This window comes from Sphingobium sp. AntQ-1 (assembly GCF_028538045.1).
GTDB classification, from domain to species: domain Bacteria; phylum Pseudomonadota; class Alphaproteobacteria; order Sphingomonadales; family Sphingomonadaceae; genus Sphingobium; species Sphingobium cupriresistens.
In genome coordinates, this window is the sequence record NZ_CP117158.1 from 2,431,352 (window position 1) to 2,448,786 (window position 17,435).

Sequence of the window (17,435 nt, forward strand, 5' to 3'; positions counted from 1 at the left end):
TAATTCCTAAGGTTGAAGAAATGTTTAGTGCGAACCGGACCGACTTTTCGCGGACAACGTCCGCCCTGATCGGCGAAGCGAATATTAACCATAGGTCGCTATCAAAATGGCATGATCCGATTTTCCTTTATAGCGCTCGCCGCCCTGACTGTTGCTCTGCCCATGGAGCAAGCCATGGCCAAACCGCTCCGTAACGGCGGCAAATTGCTGCTGACCAACGGCATCAGCTCATTGGAAGGCGCTGCCGGTGGCGGCCTGACTCCCTGGGCGGTGATCGCGGGCAATGAGACGGACGAGGGCTTTGGCCTGTCCGCCCATGGCACGATCGTCGAGGTGAAGGATTATGATTATCAGAGCGCTGGCGTCGCCATCGGCATCCGCGACCGGCTGGAGTTGAGCTACACCCGCCAGGATTTCAACACGAACGAGATTGGCGCGGCGTTGGGCCTGGGCAAGGATTATGCCTTTTCGCAGGATATCGTCGGCGCCAAGCTGCGCGTTGCGGGCGACCTGATCTATGATGCATTGCCGGCGATCGCGCTGGGCGTGCAATATAAGAAGAACGGGCAGGGAGACGTCGTGCGGGCGCTGGGCGCGCGCGATGATGACGGCGTGGATTATTACGCCACGGTCAGCCGGCTGTTCCTGTCCCGCTCCCTCCTTCTGTCCGCCACGGCGCGCCTGACCAAGGCGAACCAGATGGGCCTGCTGGGTTTTGGCGGCGACAAGAAGGGCAACTATGGCGTGGAATTCGAAGGATCGGCCGCTTGGCAATTGTCGCGCGGGCTGGCTATTGGCGGCGAGTTTCGCAGCAAGCCGAACAATCTGGGCATCGCGCGGGAGGATGACTGGTTCGACGCCTTCGCCGCCTTGTCGCTCAACCGCAACCTGACCGCGACGGTCGCTTATGCCGATCTTGGCTCGATCGCGACGGTGAAGGGGCAGCGCGGCGTCTTCCTCTCGCTCCAGACCGCCTTTTAAGGACTATTGCAATGTCGCTCATCCTTTCCCTGCTCCTGCTTCAGGCGGCGCCCCACGCCATGCCCGGCGAAGCGACCGTCGATCCCTATGTCGCCAGCAACGCCAATGCCGGCGCGACGCCCTTCACCGGGGATGCGATGGTCAAGGCCTTTCATGGCCAGGACGGCATCAACCGCGTGGTCGATGGCATGGTGACGCTGGCCTATGCCGATCCGGTTATCGGCGAGATTTTCACCAGTCATGACAAGGTCCGGTTGAAACGGACGCTGGTCGAACAATTTTGCTACATCCTCAACGCCGGCTGCGTCTATAGCGGCCGCGACATGGCCAGGTCGCACAAGGATCTGGGCGTGCAGCGCAAGGATATGAACCGGCTGGTCGAATTGCTGCAACAGGCGATGCGCGCCGAGAAGATCGATTTCCAGGCCCAGAACCGCTTCCTGTCGAAACTGGCGCCGATGCACCATGATGTCGTGGGGCGATAGGCGCGCGAGGAGCACCGGTCCGATTGCGACGCCGCTTAACAAGACCTATCGCGCGATGCTGTCACTGGAAGGCAAAATCAGCGGCAACTGGCGCTGGGACGCTTATCATCAATATGGCCGCAACAAGTTCCGCCAGGATTATGGCGGCAATATCGTCGGGTCGCGCGTCACCAACGCCGACGCGAGCGCCGCCAATGACGATCCCAATTGCGTGTGCTGCGCCAGCGCTTGCGCCAAAATCGATTTGCCGCAGCCCGCCACGCCCATCACCACGACGGCGCGGGTCATGCCGATCGCTCCCCGTCCAGGTCGAACAGGCGCATATAGGCCGCGCTGTCGGCCGCGCCGAGGCCGCCGGCGAGCGCGGCGGGAATGAGCGTGGCATCGACACCATGGGCTTTGGCGAAGCGCACGGCTTCGGCCACGACCGTGAAAATATTGGCGCACAATATCTGGTTGATGGGCTTAGGCTAGATTTCCGCAGATAGCGCGTGGATCGGCAGCAGCGCGGCGCCCAGCGTGATCGGGGAACCGCGCAGGCCTGATATCCGAATCGGCGGGCGGCGGCGGTCCAATATCGTCACCAGATCGGCGCGATGCAGACGATCGGCCAGACCGGCCAGGATCGGCGGAGGCAAAGTGCCCGCCAGCACGATCGCGCCGGGGTCTAGCCAGGCGAAAGCGGTATTGCAGACGGTTTCAAGCTGCCGCGCGGCGCGGTCCAGCCACGCTTCTATGGTCGATGCCTGCCAGGGCGCGGCAAGGTCGATTTCCCCGACCGAGGAAATGTCGCAGCCGCTGGCGCGCAATGTCGACAGGAGGTCGAGGGGGCTGGGACGCGGGAGGTCGCCGGGAAAGAGGCAACCGATTTCCCCCGCCACGCCGAACTGACCGCGGACCAGCCTGCCGTCGACGATCACCCCTGCGCCGATGCCAAAGCCCAGCAACAGCACGACGACGGTCGCAAAATCGCGAATCAGCCCACCCAGATAATATTCGGCAATCGCTGCCGCATTGGCGTCATTTTCGATCCAGAGCGGCCAGCCGAACTCATTGGAGAATATCTCGCGCAGAGGCGCGGCGCGCCAGTTGGGCAGCACATCGACCACGCTCCAGCGATCCCCGGTCGGGGAAAGGGAGGGGCCGGGCACGGCGATGCCGATCCCCAACATGCGCCATCCCAGCAAGTCGTGCCGATCCACGAGATCATGAATCATATGTGGACGACCCCCACTTACAAGAACCCTGAACAGATATTTTGAACGGATCGCTTGCGATCATATGTCCGGCCTCGGTGTGCGGTCGCACATGACCGCGGGCCAAGATGGTTTCCGCCACGCGAGTTCCAAACACAATCGCGACCTGTGAAGGCCAGTGATTCATGCGGAGTGTCACGCGTTTCGGATCGATCGATCACACCATCTGCTCGTTCTCTTGCAAGTTCCAGCCCCAACTCAGCACGGTAGCGTTAGCTGTACTCCCCGTGCAGCGATGAGCTCTATGCCGCGACCCCTAGTGCAGGCACTGCAGATCGGGATTTGTAGGGTTCGCCTGTCATCATCATTTTCCAGGCAATACGGGCGACCTTGTTCGCCAGCGCCACAGCGACAAGCTTGGGCGGCTTGCGCTTGAGCAACTCCATGAGCCAGGAAGATGCATTTTTACTTCGCCCCATCCGCACCTGTCGGAGGAGAGCGGTTGCACCCTGTATCAAGGTACTTCGCAAGGCCTCGTCACCGGCGCGGGTGATGACGCCAAGTCTGGTCTTCCCGGCTGTCGAATGATCTCTGGGTGTCAGGCCAAGCCACGCGGCAAAATCGCGGCCAGATCCAAACAGTTCAGGCGCCGGCGTCTTCATCATCAAAAGCGAAGCTCCGATTGGACCAACGCCCGGTATTTGCGCAAGGCGACGACTGCATTCGTCAGCACGGTGCCATGTCATCAGCCGGCTCTCAACCCTTTCGATTTCCTTCTGTAACTGCGCATATTCGTGGGCGTGAAGTGCGAACAGATCGCGCGCCATTTCCGGCAGCGTCTCATCCGTCGCGATCCGGTCGAGCAATGGCGTGATATGCCGCATCCCTTTGGCAGCCGTCAGTCCCAATTCGGCCGCGTAACCACGGATCGCATTGGTCAGCTGCGTGCGATTGCGAACCAAGCGGTCCCGCGTACCGACCAACATCAGTGCCGCTTGCTGCTCGGCAGTCTTCACCGGCACGCAGCGCATCGTCGGGCGGCTCATCGCTTCGCACAACGCCTCGGCATCGGCGGCGTCATTCTTGCCACGCTTTACATATGGTTTCACATATTGCGGCGGCAGCATCTTCACCTCATGCCCCAACGATTGCAGCTCCCGCGCCCAGTGATGCGAGCCGCCGCACGCTTCGATTGCCACTACCGTCGGCGGCAGTTTACCGAAAAACTCGACCATCTCTTTGCGCCGAAGCTTCTTGCGCAATACCGGCTCCTCGGCCGCATTCACGCCATGCAGCTGAAAGACATGCTTTGACGTATCCATTCCAACTCGGATAAACTGTTCCACGGACGGCCTCCTCGGTTGAGATCTACAACGACCTCATTCTGGCACACTTTGATGCCGTTCGGGGGTCGTCCACCCCAACACGCGGCGCACTTTCTGGGCGAAGGCGACGGGTTCGATCGGTTCGATCGCCTCATGATGGGTCGTGATCGTCCGCCCGGCGAAGTCCACCAGCGCAATGTCGAGAATGCCCTTATGTGCGGTCGCGCCGACCGCATATCCCCCCTTTGGCGAGAGGCGCAGCGGCACGGCCGGTCGCCCCCTGCCATGCGTTTCGCCGTCGGGCATTTCCTCGACCAGGCCCAATGCCAGCAGGTCGCGCGACAGGCGCGTCAGCGCCGTGCCGCTGATTTCCAATGTTCCCGCCAGCGCCGAACGGGACAGAGGACCAGACTTGCGCAGCCATTGGATGATGCGCCGCTGATCCTTGTCGAGTGTCGGGAAATGCATCGGATTGGCCCTTTGGCATGGGTCCGAAACGGGAATGCGGTCGCGCTAACGGCTTTTATTTATTTTCACAACAATAATTAAAAACGTCACACTGATCGATCAGGGGGCGCTCGACCAACTCAGAGGGGCTTTCCATGATCAAGACCATATTCGCGACCGGCGCCGCCGTTGCGGCGCTTTGTTCCGCCGGCGCCACCCCCGTCATCGCCCAGGATGCAGCGCCCGTCGCGCCGGTGCCCGCAGCGGGCGAGGGGGCCAGCGACATCATCGTCACTGGTTCCACCCGCGCCCAGCGCCGCTTCGACGTGTCCTATGCGATCAACACCATCTCGAACGAGGATATCGAGAAGATCGCGCCGGTGAACTTCGCCGACCTTATCGGCCAACTGCCCGGTTTCCAGACCGAGATCACCGGCGGCGAAGTGCAGAATATCTATCGCATCCGCGGCCTGCCCAATGACGGCGGCTTTGTGAGCTTCCAGCAGGACGGCCTGCCGTTGTTCCACGAAAATGATGGCGTCTTCTTCCGTGGCGATGCGATCCTGAAGCAGGATCTGATGACGGACCATGTCGAAGTCGTGCGCGGCGGCCCGGCGCCGGTCTATGCCAGCTATTCGGGCGCGATCATCAACGCTATCACCGTGACCGGTAACGACGTGGCCCGCGGCAAGGCGCAACTCACTTTGGGCGACACCGGCCTCTACCGCCTGGATGCCTATCAGGCCGGACCGTTGGGCAAAAATACCTATTATGCGATCGGCGGCTTCATCCGCCAGCATGACGGTTATCGCGACAATGGCTTCCCCAACGACAAGGGCGGCCAGATCCGGGCGAACATCAAACATGACCTGGACAATGGCTCGATCAAGCTGAGCCTGAACTATGTCAACGATCACAATGTCTTCTATCTGCCGATCCCGACCGCGGACCCGCGCGATCCCAGCGTTTCGCTGAACCGCTATATCGACTTTTTCGACGGCACGATGAACTCGCCTGCGCTGCGCAACGTGAACCTCAAATATCGTGATGGCGCGGGGGTGATCCAGAGCGGCACCAGCGACCTGTCCGACGGCCGCCATATGCAGATGATCAACATCGGCGCGCAATATGACGCGGATTTCGACGGCTGGCTGGTATCCGCCAAGGCCGGCTACACTCAGGGCAAACTTGACTTCACCGCCTTTTATTCGACCACCAACCCGGCCGATGCCGACACATTCGCCAGCGGCTACCTCGCCCGCGCCACCACGGCTTTCGGCGCGGTCGATCATTTCGGCTATGTGCTGGCCGGCGCCACCACCGCCTATGACCCCGACGCCGCGTCTGGGCTGGTCATGCAGGGCCAGTATCGCGACATCCATTCGAAATATTATTCGGGTCAGGCCAATTTCTCGGTCGCGAAGAAATTCGACACCGGCATCGGCAGCCACGACATCAAGCTTGGCCTCTATGCCAGCCTCTATGGCGAGAGCAGCCGCACGACCTATCAGAATTATCTGATCGAAGTGGCCGGTCAGCCCCGCACGCTGGACCTGGTCGCCTATAGCGCGGCCGGCGCCGAACTGGGCCGCGTCACCGACAATGGCGTGCTCAACTATGCCGCTACGCTAAGCCAGGGCGACAGCGATGCGAAGATGGTCGCTATCTACGCCAACGATACCTGGGAAATCGTGTCGGGCCTGCGGATCGACGCCGGCATCCGCCACGAACGCTACAGCTACAAGGGCTGGGCCGCGCTGACCGAAGCCGCTAATCTGGGCGACGCCACGACCCTGGCGGACGACACGACCCGCGCCTTTACCGGCGCGATCGTCAGCGCCAAGCGCAAGCCCACCGTCACCAACTGGACGATCGGCGCGAATTACGATTTCAGCCGCCATGTCGGCGTCTATGGCCGTGCCTCGCATCTGGAAACGCCGCCTAACGTGCAGACGGTGATGAGCATCAACCCGACCATCATCACCACCGTCGCCGACCAGTTCGAAGCGGGGCTGAAGCTCGCATCGGGACGCTCCTATCTCTACGTCACTGGCTTCTATACCAATTTCGATCCCTTGAATGCGTCCTTTCTGGCCTTTGACCCGACCACGGGCCGCAACGATGTGAACATACCCTTCATCGGCGAAGCGCAAGTCAAGGGCGTCGAGTTCGACGCCAGCCTGGCCGTGACGCCCTGGTTCACGCTCAACGGCGCGCTGACCATTAGCGATCCCAAATATAAGAATTTCCAGAGCGCGACCGGCGCCGACCCGGAACAGGCCGAAGGCAATCAGATCGTCCGTCAGCCCAAGGTCTATGGCAATATCCGCCCCAGCTTCGACTTCAAGTCGGGTGAGACGGACATCTCGGTCTATGGGCGCTACACCTATATGGGCAAGCGTTTCGTCGATCTGTACAATAATACGGCGCTGCCGGCCTATGGCACGGTCGGCGCGGGGATCACGGCGCGCCACGGCGGCTGGCAGATACAGGTCGTGGGCGACAATCTGTTCAACGCCCATGGCTTGACCGAGGGCAACACCCGTACCGACTCGCTGAGCGGCCAGGGCAGCGCGGAGGCTATTTACGGCCGCCCGATCTTTGGTCGCAACTTCCGCTTCGTCATCAGCAAGTCCTGGTGATGACGGGCCGCGCGGTACGCATGGCGACCCTGTTCGTCACGGCGGCGACTGTTGCGTTGACGCCCGCCCCGGCTTGCGCCGGGGCGGTGCGCGACAGCGTGACCGAAAGCCTGTCGCAACGGCTCTTCCCGCTGCTCGACGCATTGGCGCGCGATCCAGCGGCGCTCCGCGCGCTGAAGGGAAGCGTCGGCATCCCCGCCCTGCTCGAAGTCCGGCAGGCACGCCGGGCGGACTGTGGCCAGGACCCGCTCTGTCGGGCGCAAGCCTTGATCTGGACCGCCGTAGAGGCCGACCATATCGCCCGCGCCGCGGCGACGCTTCCGGGTCTTCCTGCGTTCGATGACGGTCGGTCGGCCCAGGCGCGACGCGAGTTGGAAGGTGTCAATGTCGTTGTTCGCACCTATGGGCTTGGCCAGGTGCCGCCTTATCCTCAGATCGACGGGGCGGGCATGATCGATCCGCAGGAGCGGCAGGCGCGGTTGCAGGCCGCAGACTGGCTGTCCGCCACCCCGCGCGCGCAATCGGCGCAGGCGCTCGATCCTGGCATCGACTATGCGCTGGCCCTGCTGGACGTCAGCGACCGTATCGACGCGATCGGTTTCGAACCGCTGACCGGCGGCGCCAATGCGGCCGCGATGGCGCGGGCGCGGACGATCGACTGGCGTCGCCATCGTTATTCGGCGCTGATCGTCACCGGCGTTGGCCCGGAGGTTGTGGACATGGCGCTCAGTCCGTTCGGCAAATATCATCTGCGCCTGGCCGCCAGCCGGTTTGCGCAGGGCGAGGCGCCCTTCCTCATCGTCACTGGCGGCCGCGCCCATCCGCGTGCGACGCGCTTCGCGGAGGCGGAGCGGATGCGCGACGCGCTGATCGAACGCTATGGCGTGCCGGCCGATGCGATCCTGATCGAACCCTATGCCCGCCACACGACGACCAATTTGCGCAATGCCAGCCGCCTGCTGATGGCGATGGGCGCTCCGCTGGACCAGGATGCATTGATTGTCTGCAACCCCGGTCAGAGCGCCGCGATCGAAAGCGTGCAGTTCGTCAAGCGCAACCAGGACGAATTGGGCTATCAGCCGGGCCAGATCGGTCGCCGCCTGTCCCCCACCGAATTGCTGTTCCGCCCGTCCCGCGCATCTGCGCGGATCGATCCGCGCGACCCGCTCGATCCCTGAACCCGGAGCTACGCCGATGCATATTCCAGCCTTCATCCTCGCCGCCGTCAGCGCATGGGCGCTACTTCCCGGCAGCGCCCATGCCTGGGGCGGGACCGCCCATGCGGTGATCGACCGCGCCGCGATCGAGGCGATACCCGATGACGGCCCCATCTTCCTGCGCAGGCATGTGGACTATATCGCGGCCTCCGCCTCGCTGCCGGACAGTTGGCGCGGGGATTCGGAGAATTTCTCGAAGATGGAGGAAGACCCCAACCATGGCTGGTTCCGGGAACAGTTCCGTTTCGTGAAGCCGATCCCGCGGTCGCGGTACGAATTTATTCTCGCGCTCTACAAGCAATATGAGGCGATCAAGAATAGCGATCCGCAAACTGCCGCGCGGACCAACGTCCGCTGGACCGGCACGCTGCCTTATGCGGCGATCGAAGCCTATGACCGGCTGGTCGTGTGTATGCGTTATGTCCGCAAGGCGCAGGCGGAAGGGGGGGACGCATCGACGCCCGAAGCCCATTGCGCCTTCCAGGCCATTCGCCTGGGCCATTATATCGGCGACGGTGCGCAGCCCCTGCACGATTCGGTCAATTCCGACGGCTGGCGTGGCGCCAACCCCCACGGGTACACGACCGATCGCAGCATCCATGGCCGCTTCGAAAGCCGGTTCGTCGATGGCATGGCGCTGACGGTCGCGGATATCGCCCCCCGCATCGGCGCGCCGGCGCATCGCAGCGGCGACATGTTCGACGCGGTGCTGGCCTTTCTGGACCAGTCCGGCGAGAGAATGGAGCGCATCTATCAGTTGGAGCAGCGCGACGGCTTTGCCGATTATGCCGACAAGGATGTGCGCGGGATGATCTATGAGCGGACGGCGGCGGGCGCGGCGATGCTGCGCGACATGCTGTGCCGGGCCTGGACGGAAAGCGCGATCGCCCCGTCCAAAGCGACGCCGTCGCCACTGGACTTCGCCAATCCCCGGTTCAATCCAGAAACCGGATCAGCGCCCGACTGATCCACTTGGGGCCGCCCCGCCCTTCTGTTTCTGTGCGCCAGCGCGGCGATCAGGCGGGCATGGGTGGCGTGGCCGGCGTTGAAACGGCGCATCAGCAGGATGGCGCCAAGGGAGCCGAGGATGGATATGCCTAGCCCCAGGCCCAACATTCCCGCCCGGACGGGGACCGTCTGTTCTGTGTCGGGCACATAGCCGAGCCAGCCCAAGGTCCAGCCGATCAGTGCGGTGGAGGCGGCGCCGCTCGCCTTTACGACAACGAGATAGAAGGCGAACAGACCCGTCTCGAACCGCCGGCCGTGCCGCCAGGCCACGAAGTCCACCGCATTGGCCAGCAGGCCCCAAGGAAGCATGAAAACGCTGGCGAGACCGAAGCCGATCACCATCGCACAGGCCATAAGCGCTTCGGGCCAGGGCAGGCACAAGCCAAAGAGCAACAGCCCCGTCGCGCTGACGGCATGACCCGCGGCGAGCAGGGACGTCTTGCTGAAGCGGTTCGTCATCGCGGTCCAGCCGAGCACACCCAGAAACTGGCCCATGGTCAGCGCCAGCATCAGCGTGCGGACCAGGTCGGGACGATGCACGACATAGGTGCCGATATAGAGCAGCATCCGGCCGAAAGTGGGCGCGGCGAAGCCGGTGATGACCGCCAGCACGGCCAAACCGACGATCATGGGATCGCGCAGCGGAATTACGATGCCGTCGCGATCTGGCGGCGCCGTCGTGCCGCCGCCGGACGTCGTCGCGCTCGCCGTCATGGTCAGCACGAAAAGAACAGCTGCCACCAGGCCGGTGATGGCGAGGCGATCGAAGCCATGGCTGGCGCCCGCCTGCTGGACCAGCGGCGTTAGGACGATGGCGATCGTAAGGGCGCTCGTCGTGCTGAAGAGGAGCCGGTATCCCGAAACCCGCCCGCGCGCACGGCTGTCGCTCGTCATGCGCGCCATCAACGCATTGTGCGGCACGTCGATCACGGCATAGGCGCCGCGAAACACCAGCAACGCGCCGGCAAATACCCATATTTGCCGCACGCCCATCGCTGGCAGGGCGTAAAGCAAAGCGAACGCCGCGCCGCAGGGCAGGGCGGCCGCCGCGATCATCCAGCGATAGCCTTTGCCGGAGCGGCGCAGGCGGATGACCAACTGTGCCGCCAGCAGGTCGAAGACGAGGTCCCCGGCCAGCGCGACGAGCATCAGGGAACCGGCCGTCACCGGCGACAGGTTCAGCAGGTCGGTCAGAAGAAAGAGGATGGTGAGGTCGGCGCCTGAAAACAGGAGCGCCTTGCCGAAATTGCCGGACGCATAGGCCAGCAACCGACCTTCGCCGGCGTGGTTCAACCGCTGTGCATGTCGGCGATGCGTTGTCCACTTACTGGTGCCGGGAACGGTCAGCATGTCGTGCCGGGCATTAGGGCGGCATTCTTACATTTTCGCGACGCCCGGCGATGCTCATTCACCGTCGATATCCGCTGGACCCGTTTTGCAATCTGCCCTTGCGATGCCCTCGCGATGACGTCTTCGTCGCATGGCTCGATGACATTATGTTAGACTTGGACAAGGGTAGCGGAATTTGGCGCATATCGTCTTGAAAGGGGAGGGCGCGATGGGCGTCCTCCCCTGTCGTTCAGCCTTGATGCTGTGGGCGCCCCGGTTCCGCGGTCAGTTGCCGGGGTTCGTCATCCCGATCCGCGTCGAGGGGAATGGCGCGCCGGCCCCATCGCGCATAGAGCGTCGGCAAAACGAACAGCGTCAGCAAGGTGGCCGAGATGAGGCCACCGATGACGACGGTGGCAAGGGGCTTTTGTACCTCCGCCCCCGCGCCGCTGCTCAGGGCCATCGGCACGAAGCCAAGGCTGGCGACGAGGGCGGTCATCACCACGGGTCTCAATCGCTGGACGGCGCCGACGCGCGCCGCTTCCGCCCGGTCCACGCCCTGTCGCATCAGCGCATGGATGGACGACACCATCACCAGGCCATTCAGGACCGCGATCCCGGACAGCGCGATGAAACCCACCGCTGCCGAGATCGAGAAATCCATGCCCCGCAGGAAGAGCGCAAGCACGCCGCCGACCAGCGCCAGCGGCACGCCGGTGAACACGATCGCCGCGTCCCTCGCCGATCCCAGCGCGCCGTAGAGAAGCATGAGGATGAGGATGACGCAGGCGGGGATCACCAGTCGCAGGCGTTCACGCGCAGACGCCAGATTTTCGAACTGGCCGCCCCATTCCAGATAGGCGCCCGCGGGCAGGCGCACCTCCTGCGCGATGGCGGCCCTGGCGTCTTCCACCACGCTGGCGATGTCGCGGCCACGCACATTGGCCTGCACCACGACCCGGCGCTTGCCATTTTCGCGGCTGATCTGGTTGGGACCATCCACGACCCGGATGTCCGCGACGCTGGCCAGGGGCACGAACTGCCCATCGGGCGTGGGCAACTGTAGCTGCCGCAAGGCATTGAAGTCGGCGCGCTGCGCTTCCGACAGGCGGATCACGACCGGGAAGCGGCGATCGCCCTCGAAGATCATTCCCGCTTCCCTGCCGGCCAGGGTGGCGGAGACCATGGCGTGGACATCCTGCGCCGTTACGCCGAGCCGCGCCATCGCGTCGCGATCAACCCGGATGTCGAGCATCGGCAGGCCTGTGGTCTGCTCGACCTTGACGTCTGCGGCGCCCTGCGTCCGGCGCAGGATGGCGGCGATCTTCTCGGCCGTGGCGTTCATGGTGTTGAAATCGTCGCCGAACACCTTGATCGCGACATCGCCGCGGACGCCGGCGATCAGTTCGTTGAACCGCATCTGTATCGGCTGGGTGATTTCATAGGCGTTGCCGGGAAATCTGCCGAGTTCCCGTTCCAGCCGCTCGACAAGTTGGGCCTTGGTAAGGCTCTGATCCGGCCATTCGCTGCGCGGCTTGAGGATCACGAACATGTCGGTGGCGTTGGGCGGCATCGGGTCGGACGCCAGTTCTGCGGTCCCGGTTTTGGAGAAGACGAACTTCACCTCCGGCTGCTTCGCCATCATCTTTTCTATGGGCGCCTGCATCGCCTGGCTCTGCTGCACCGAGGTTGCGGGAATGCGCAGCGCCTGGATCAGCAGGTCGCCTTCGTCGAGTTGCGGCAGGAACAGCTGGCCCAGCGACAGGAAGGCGGCGATCGCCAGCAGGAAGCCGCCCACACCCACCCCAATGGTGAGCGTCGGCCGACCCATGGCCTTGTCCAGCCCCGGCGCATAGCGCCGGCGCAGCCAGCCCATGATGCGGCCTTCCTTCTCGTCAATGCGATTGGACAGCCAGATGGCGATCGCCGCGGGCACGGCGGTCAGGGACAGGACGAACGCGAAGGCGAGCGCGATGATGACGGTCAGCGCCATCGGCACGAACGTCTTGCCTTCGACCCCGGTGAGGGTGAGCAGCGGGACATAGACCAGGATGATGATCGCCTGGCCATAGACCGAGGGACGGATCATCTCGCGCGCGGCCGCCGCCACGGTGGCAAGGCGTTCATCGACCGAAAGAAGGCGGCCTTCGCGATGCTGCCTGTCGGCCATGCGCCGCAGCGCATTTTCCACAATGATGACCGCGCCGTCCACGATCAGGCCGAAATCCAGCGCGCCCAGGCTCATCAGATTGGCCGACACGCCGAAGCGGAACATGCCAAAGCCCGTCAGCAACATGGTGACGGGGATCACCGCCGCTGCGATCAGGGCGGCGCGGAAGTTGCCGAGCAGGGCGAAGAGGACGATGATGACGAGCAGCGCGCCTTCGCCGAGATTCCTCGCGACCGTTTTGATGGTCGAATTGACCAGCGCCGTCCGATCGAGCACCGGCTGAACGATGACATCGGGCGGCAGCGACGCATTGATCTCCTGCAGCCTCTTTGCCACCGACATGGCGACGTCGCGGCTGTTTTCTCCGATCCGCATGATGGCGGTGCCGACGACGACTTCGGTGCCATTTTCGGATGCCGAACCCATGCGGATGGCCTGACCGGTCTTGACCGTCGCCACCTGATCCAGCGCGATCGGCACGCCTTCCCGCGTCGCCACGACGATGCGCGACAGTTCATCGGCATTGCGGACCAGGGCGTCGGAGCGGACCGCAAGCCCTTCGCCGTTGCGATCGACAAAGCCGCCGCCGATGCTGCTGTTGTTACGCTCCAGAGCCGTGCCCATATCTGTCAGGCTCAGGCCCAGCATGACCAGTCGCTGGACGTCGGGAACGACCTGAAACTGCTTCACATAGCCGCCGATGGAATCGATGCCGGCCAGCCCCTTGCCGTTCTTGAGCAGCGGACTGACGATCCAGTCCTGCGTCGTGCGCAGATAGGTCGCCTTGTCGACATCGTTGGTCAACCGCTCGCCTTCGGGCGTGATGTAGCTGCCGTCGGGCTGCATGCCAGGCTCGCCGGGCAAATGCGTGTCGTCCTTGCGATGTTCGAGCCGGACGGTCCACATATAGACTTCGCCTAGACCCGTGGCGATCGGCCCCATTTCCGGGTTCGCGCCTTTGGGCAGATTGTCCGCGATCCCGCTCATGCGTTCATCGACTTGCTGGCGGGCGAAATAGATGTCGGTGGATTCGTCGAAGATGGCGGTAATCTGCGCGAAGCCGTTGCGGCTGAGCGATCGGGTATTTTGCAGGCCGGGAATGCCCGCCAACGCTGTTTCGATCGGAAAGGCGACCTGCTTTTCCACCAGTTCGGGCGAGAGGGCAGGCGCGCGCACGTTGATCTGGACCTGGTTGTTGGTGATGTCCGGCACGGCGTCGATGGGGAGGCGGTGCAGGGCGACGCCGCCGATGACGGCGGCGATGGCGGTCAGCAGCAGGACGAGCCAGCGCTTGCGAACCGCCCAGTCGACGATGGGGGCGATCATGGATCAATGATCCTCATGCGTGGCTTCGCTCTTGCCGAGTTCGGCCTTGAGCGTGAAGCTGTTGGTGGTGGCGATTCGTTCGGTGCCTTTGAGGCCGCTGCGCACGATCACGCTGTTGCCGCTATTGTCGCCGAGTGTGACCGGGACAGCCTGGAAACCGCTGTCGATCCGCACGAATATGACCGACCTGTTGTCGATGGTCTGGACTGCGGTGGTCGGCACGCGGATCGCGCTATCCCCGCCGCTGTCGGTCAGGGCGACCGATGCCGTCACCGATTCCCCGACACGCCATTGACCCATGCGATTGTCCAGCGTCGCGATGACCGGCACCAATCGGGTTTGCGCATCCAGTATGGGCGAAACGAAGCTGATCTGCGCCTTAGCCTCGCGACCGGCGGCCTTGACGATCACCCGGTTGCCCGGCTTCACCCGGCCCGCATCGGCAGGCTGGAGGTGAAGTGCGATCGAGACGCTGGACAGATTGGCGATTCGATAGAGTTCGGTATCGGCCGTCACCGTCTGTCCCAGAACGGCGTTGCGCGAAATGACTTGCCCTGAAACCGGCGCGGCGATGCCGAGCCGGTTGAGGCTGCCGCCGCCGCCGCCCGCCGCGGACACCTGGCTCCGGGCTTGCCGATAGGCGATGCCCGCCTCGATCGCGGCGGTGCGGGCGGCGATGAGATCCTGTTCGGGCGACACGCGCTGGGCGAACAGGCGCTGTTCGCGGGCCAGGTTGGAATTGGCCAGCGCCAGTCTGGCGCGGGTCGCCTCCACGTCGCCCTTGAGCTGCGCGGCTTCGCGGCTCTCGACGATGGCCAGGGTCTGGCCGCGACCGACCGATTGCCCCAGATTGCGGCTCAGCGACACCACCCGTCCGCCGATTGCCGCGGAGACGACCTGCGTTCCCTGCGGGTCGCCTTCGATGGTGGCGGGCAGTTCCAGCGTGCCCGAACCACCGGTTGTCGGTCGACCCAGCAGAATGCCGGCAGACGCGATCTGATCGTCCGACAGGATGATCCTGCCTTCTTCTTCGGTGTGGGTGGTTTCGCCGCCGGCCCCATGTTCCATGGGCGCAGCGGCATTGCCTGCTTCGTTTCCGGCGCTGCCGCCGCATCCGGCGAGCAGAATGGCAAGGGTGAAGGCAAGAAGAACCGTTTTTGCATGTGTGATGGTCATGTATCAATTTCCCTGTACGGGCGCGGGAGCGATCAGGCGCTCCAACCGTGCCCTGGCGTTCTGGTAGGATGCGAGCGCGTCGATCGCGGCGAGACGGGTCTGTGAAAGGGTCCGTTCGGCATCGAGAAGATCGAGTTGGCCGAACTTTCCTTCGCGATAGCCGATGCGCGCGATACGGGCGGCCTCCTGCGCGGCGGCGAGCGCCGGACCGCGCGCGTTGCGAGCGGCTGTTGCCGCATTATCGGCTTCTGCCTGTGCATCTGTAATCGCCTGCTCGACGTCGAGCGAGGTCATGCGGCGTTGCGCTTCGGCCCGGACGCGCTGCGCGCTGGCCTGGGCGACCGCCGCCTGTCCCGCGTTGAACAACGGTATCGGGATGGAGAGGGACAGGACGGCCGCGGTGTCATTGGTCGCGGACAGGCGACGGACGGCCGGACCGACCGTGACATCGGGTATACGCTGCGACCGGGCAAGCTGCACGCCTGCATCGGCGATGGCAAGATCGGCATCGGCCGCCGCCAGAGCCAGGGTATCGGCGCTGGTCGTCCTCGTCGGTCCTAAGGATGGGGGCGGCAGATGATCGAGCGCCGATCCGTCCAGCGCGCCGGCAATCGGTTGTCCGACGCGACGCTCAAGATTGGCGCGCAGGGCTTGCGCCAGGCGCTGCGCTTTTTGCACCTCCGCATCGGCATTGCGTGTGGCGACGTCGGCCCTCTGTTCCTCAAGCGGGGAGGCGCGGCCTGCCTGAACACGTATCCGGGCGGCGTTCAGGGCATCATGGGCGATGCGAAGCTGGTCGCGCGCCGTGACCAAGCGGCGTTCCGCGGCGATGGCATCGACATAAAGTGTCGTGACCTGAAGGCGGATGTCGGCCTGTGTGATGGCCGCCACGAGCGCTGCGCGATGGAACTGGGCGTCAGCGATCGCGATCCGGGCGGAGCGCTTGCCGCCCAGTTCGATAGGGATGTTGATGCCCACCGTCGTCTCGGCCTGACGAACACCGCCATAGGGGCCTGACCCGACAACATTTTCGACCTGCGACTGTATTTCCGGGTTTGGGCGCAGGCCGGCTACGGTGCGCGCCGCTTGCGCCGCGTCGATGCCGGCCTGCGCCGCGTTGGCGGCCGGGGCGCTGCCGCCGGCGATGGTGACGGCCTGGTCGAGGGTGAGGGCTGGGCCGACGGGCTGCCCCGTCGCAATATTATCCTGCGCCTGCGCGACGGCGACGCAAGGGGTGGCGGCCAGAGCGGCCGCAATGATCCTGTGCATAAAGCAAATCCCGATTTATACGCATCAAGCTGCGCATCCGCCTGAAGCGGGGCACAGCGATTTGATCGTCAATCAGGCGATGGGCGGCCGCAGATCGGGGCCGGGCGCCCAGCGGCCGAAGGCCCTGCACGGCGCGGCGGTTTTGGGCGCAGCCTGGGTATCGAAAAAAATGGGTGCGGTTGTCCGGGGCAGCAGCGACGCCGCACTGTGACAGCCGCCATGATGGTGCGGAACCGCCTTGTCGGCCTCGCCTGGCGAAGGATCGCCATCGCCATGGACATAACCGGAGCATTCGATGGCGGAGGCGGAGCTTGTTTCATTGGCATGGACCATCGACGCCGCCGTAAGCGAGGCGACGATCGTCCACAAAAGAAGGAAAGTCCGACGAACCATGGCGCTCGCGATAACGGACTTTCCACGATCCGTCATCGTGAAATCTCCGCAAAGTCCGATCGGATGGCGCCGGCGCGCCGTCCTGAACCCTGCCGCCTCATTGCGAACCAGTTATGGCGATCCCGCCGACGCCGCGCTGGATCGTGAGCCGTGCCTGTGAAGGGCTGCCTGTCATATCCTTCAAAGCTGCCGCTGGAACCGAACGATGTCATGTCCGACTATGCGACATTTGATTGTACCGACAGCGATGGGGCATCCGGCGCGCTGATTGCAGACACGGCAGGCTGATTACAGGCTGTTTTCCGGGCTCGCTTGTCTCCTGCCGAACCCGGCCTGCCATGTCGGGCGCGACGGTTGGCTATCTACCGCATAGGCTCGCGGTGTCCGGTTATCATGTATAGCAAGCAAAGCGGCATCGCCAACATCACTTAGGTTGAACCGGCGGACAGCTGAATTTGGCGATGGGCATAT

The 17,435-nt window shown here is 63.9% G+C and carries 15 protein-coding genes and 1 pseudogene; 7 read left to right on the plus strand and 9 right to left on the minus strand.

The window, feature by feature from the left end; translation table 11 throughout:
• Positions 1-174 precede the first annotated feature (174 nt).
• Both sphantq_RS12175 and sphantq_RS12180 read left to right on the plus strand, forming a co-directional pair.
• Positions 175-981: a DUF3034 family protein gene (locus sphantq_RS12175; RefSeq protein WP_244884325.1), complete on the plus strand. Its 807-nt coding sequence runs from the start codon at positions 175-177 to the stop codon at positions 979-981.
• A gap of 11 nt (positions 982-992) precedes the next feature.
• Entirely contained in the window at positions 993-1,466 is a 474-nt protein-coding gene (locus tag sphantq_RS12180) for a group I truncated hemoglobin (RefSeq protein WP_272798609.1), read from the plus strand.
• Positions 1,467-1,604: 138 nt separating this feature from the next.
• Here the strand turns inward: sphantq_RS12180 and sphantq_RS12185 are convergent, their stop codons facing one another.
• The 5 genes from sphantq_RS12185 to sphantq_RS12205 all read right to left on the minus strand — a co-directional run bounded on the left by sphantq_RS12185 (position 1,605) and on the right by sphantq_RS12205 (position 4,455).
• The gene (locus sphantq_RS12185; protein WP_272798610.1) at positions 1,605-1,754 is read right to left on the minus strand and encodes a hypothetical protein; all 150 of its coding nucleotides are present in this window, start codon (positions 1,752-1,754) and stop codon (positions 1,605-1,607) included.
• The gene (locus tag sphantq_RS12190; protein WP_272798611.1) at positions 1,751-1,915 is read right to left on the minus strand and encodes a hypothetical protein; all 165 of its coding nucleotides are present in this window, start codon (positions 1,913-1,915) and stop codon (positions 1,751-1,753) included. The genes sphantq_RS12185 and sphantq_RS12190 overlap by 4 nt, the downstream gene beginning before the upstream one ends.
• Before the next feature lie 21 nt (positions 1,916-1,936).
• Positions 1,937-2,683, minus strand: a complete 747-nt coding sequence (locus sphantq_RS12195) for an ROK family protein (protein ID WP_272798612.1) — start codon at positions 2,681-2,683, stop codon at positions 1,937-1,939.
• A gap of 281 nt (positions 2,684-2,964) precedes the next feature.
• Entirely contained in the window at positions 2,965-4,008 is a 1,044-nt protein-coding gene (locus sphantq_RS12200; RefSeq protein WP_272798613.1) for an IS110 family transposase, read from the minus strand.
• 33 nt (positions 4,009-4,041) lie between these two features.
• Positions 4,042-4,455 carry a MarR family winged helix-turn-helix transcriptional regulator gene (locus tag sphantq_RS12205; protein WP_272798614.1) on the minus strand — a complete coding sequence of 138 codons (414 nt, stop codon included), beginning with the start codon at positions 4,453-4,455 and terminating at the stop codon, positions 4,042-4,044.
• Between the two features lie 134 nt (positions 4,456-4,589).
• Here sphantq_RS12205 and sphantq_RS12210 point away from each other — a divergent pair, with 134 nt between their 5' ends.
• The 3 genes from sphantq_RS12210 to sphantq_RS12220 are packed head-to-tail and all read left to right on the plus strand — an operon-like array spanning position 4,590 to position 9,260.
• Positions 4,590-7,076 carry a TonB-dependent receptor gene (locus sphantq_RS12210; protein ID WP_272798615.1) on the plus strand — a complete coding sequence of 829 codons (2,487 nt, stop codon included), beginning with the start codon at positions 4,590-4,592 and terminating at the stop codon, positions 7,074-7,076.
• Positions 7,076-8,254 (plus strand): YdcF family protein, encoded by a 1,179-nt coding sequence (locus sphantq_RS12215; protein WP_272800225.1) that lies wholly within the window; start codon positions 7,076-7,078, stop codon positions 8,252-8,254. Before sphantq_RS12210 ends, sphantq_RS12215 begins: the two co-directional genes overlap by 1 nt.
• A 16-nt stretch (positions 8,255-8,270) precedes the next feature.
• Positions 8,271-9,260, plus strand: coding sequence for a nuclease (locus tag sphantq_RS12220; protein ID WP_244884326.1), 990 nt, complete (start codon positions 8,271-8,273; stop codon positions 9,258-9,260).
• A 137-nt stretch (positions 9,261-9,397) separates the two neighbouring features.
• On the opposite strand, the pseudogene sphantq_RS12225 reads toward sphantq_RS12220, so the two are convergent.
• The 4 genes and pseudogenes from sphantq_RS12225 to sphantq_RS12240 form a co-directional block, all read right to left on the minus strand.
• Positions 9,398-10,651: pseudogene (locus sphantq_RS12225) on the minus strand (MFS transporter); the annotation flags it as partial.
• A gap of 229 nt (positions 10,652-10,880) precedes the next feature.
• Positions 10,881-14,126 (minus strand): efflux RND transporter permease subunit, encoded by a 3,246-nt coding sequence (locus sphantq_RS12230; protein WP_272798616.1) that lies wholly within the window; start codon positions 14,124-14,126, stop codon positions 10,881-10,883.
• A 3-nt stretch (positions 14,127-14,129) separates the two neighbouring features.
• On the minus strand, positions 14,130-15,302 hold the full coding sequence (locus sphantq_RS12235; RefSeq protein ID WP_272798617.1) for an efflux RND transporter periplasmic adaptor subunit: 1,173 nt from the start codon (positions 15,300-15,302) through the stop codon (positions 14,130-14,132).
• A gap of 3 nt (positions 15,303-15,305) precedes the next feature.
• Positions 15,306-16,571 (minus strand): TolC family protein, encoded by a 1,266-nt coding sequence (locus sphantq_RS12240; RefSeq protein WP_272798618.1) that lies wholly within the window; start codon positions 16,569-16,571, stop codon positions 15,306-15,308.
• Here sphantq_RS12240 and sphantq_RS12245 point away from each other — a divergent pair.
• Both sphantq_RS12245 and sphantq_RS12250 read left to right on the plus strand, forming a co-directional pair.
• Complete coding sequence (locus sphantq_RS12245) at positions 16,558-16,782, plus strand: hypothetical protein (protein ID WP_148648304.1); 225 nt, start codon at positions 16,558-16,560, stop codon at positions 16,780-16,782. The two genes, sphantq_RS12240 and sphantq_RS12245, sit on opposite strands and share 14 nt — an antisense overlap.
• Before the next feature lie 84 nt (positions 16,783-16,866).
• Complete coding sequence (locus sphantq_RS12250) at positions 16,867-17,124, plus strand: hypothetical protein (protein WP_272798619.1); 258 nt, start codon at positions 16,867-16,869, stop codon at positions 17,122-17,124.
• The last annotated feature ends 311 nt before the right edge of the window (positions 17,125-17,435 follow it).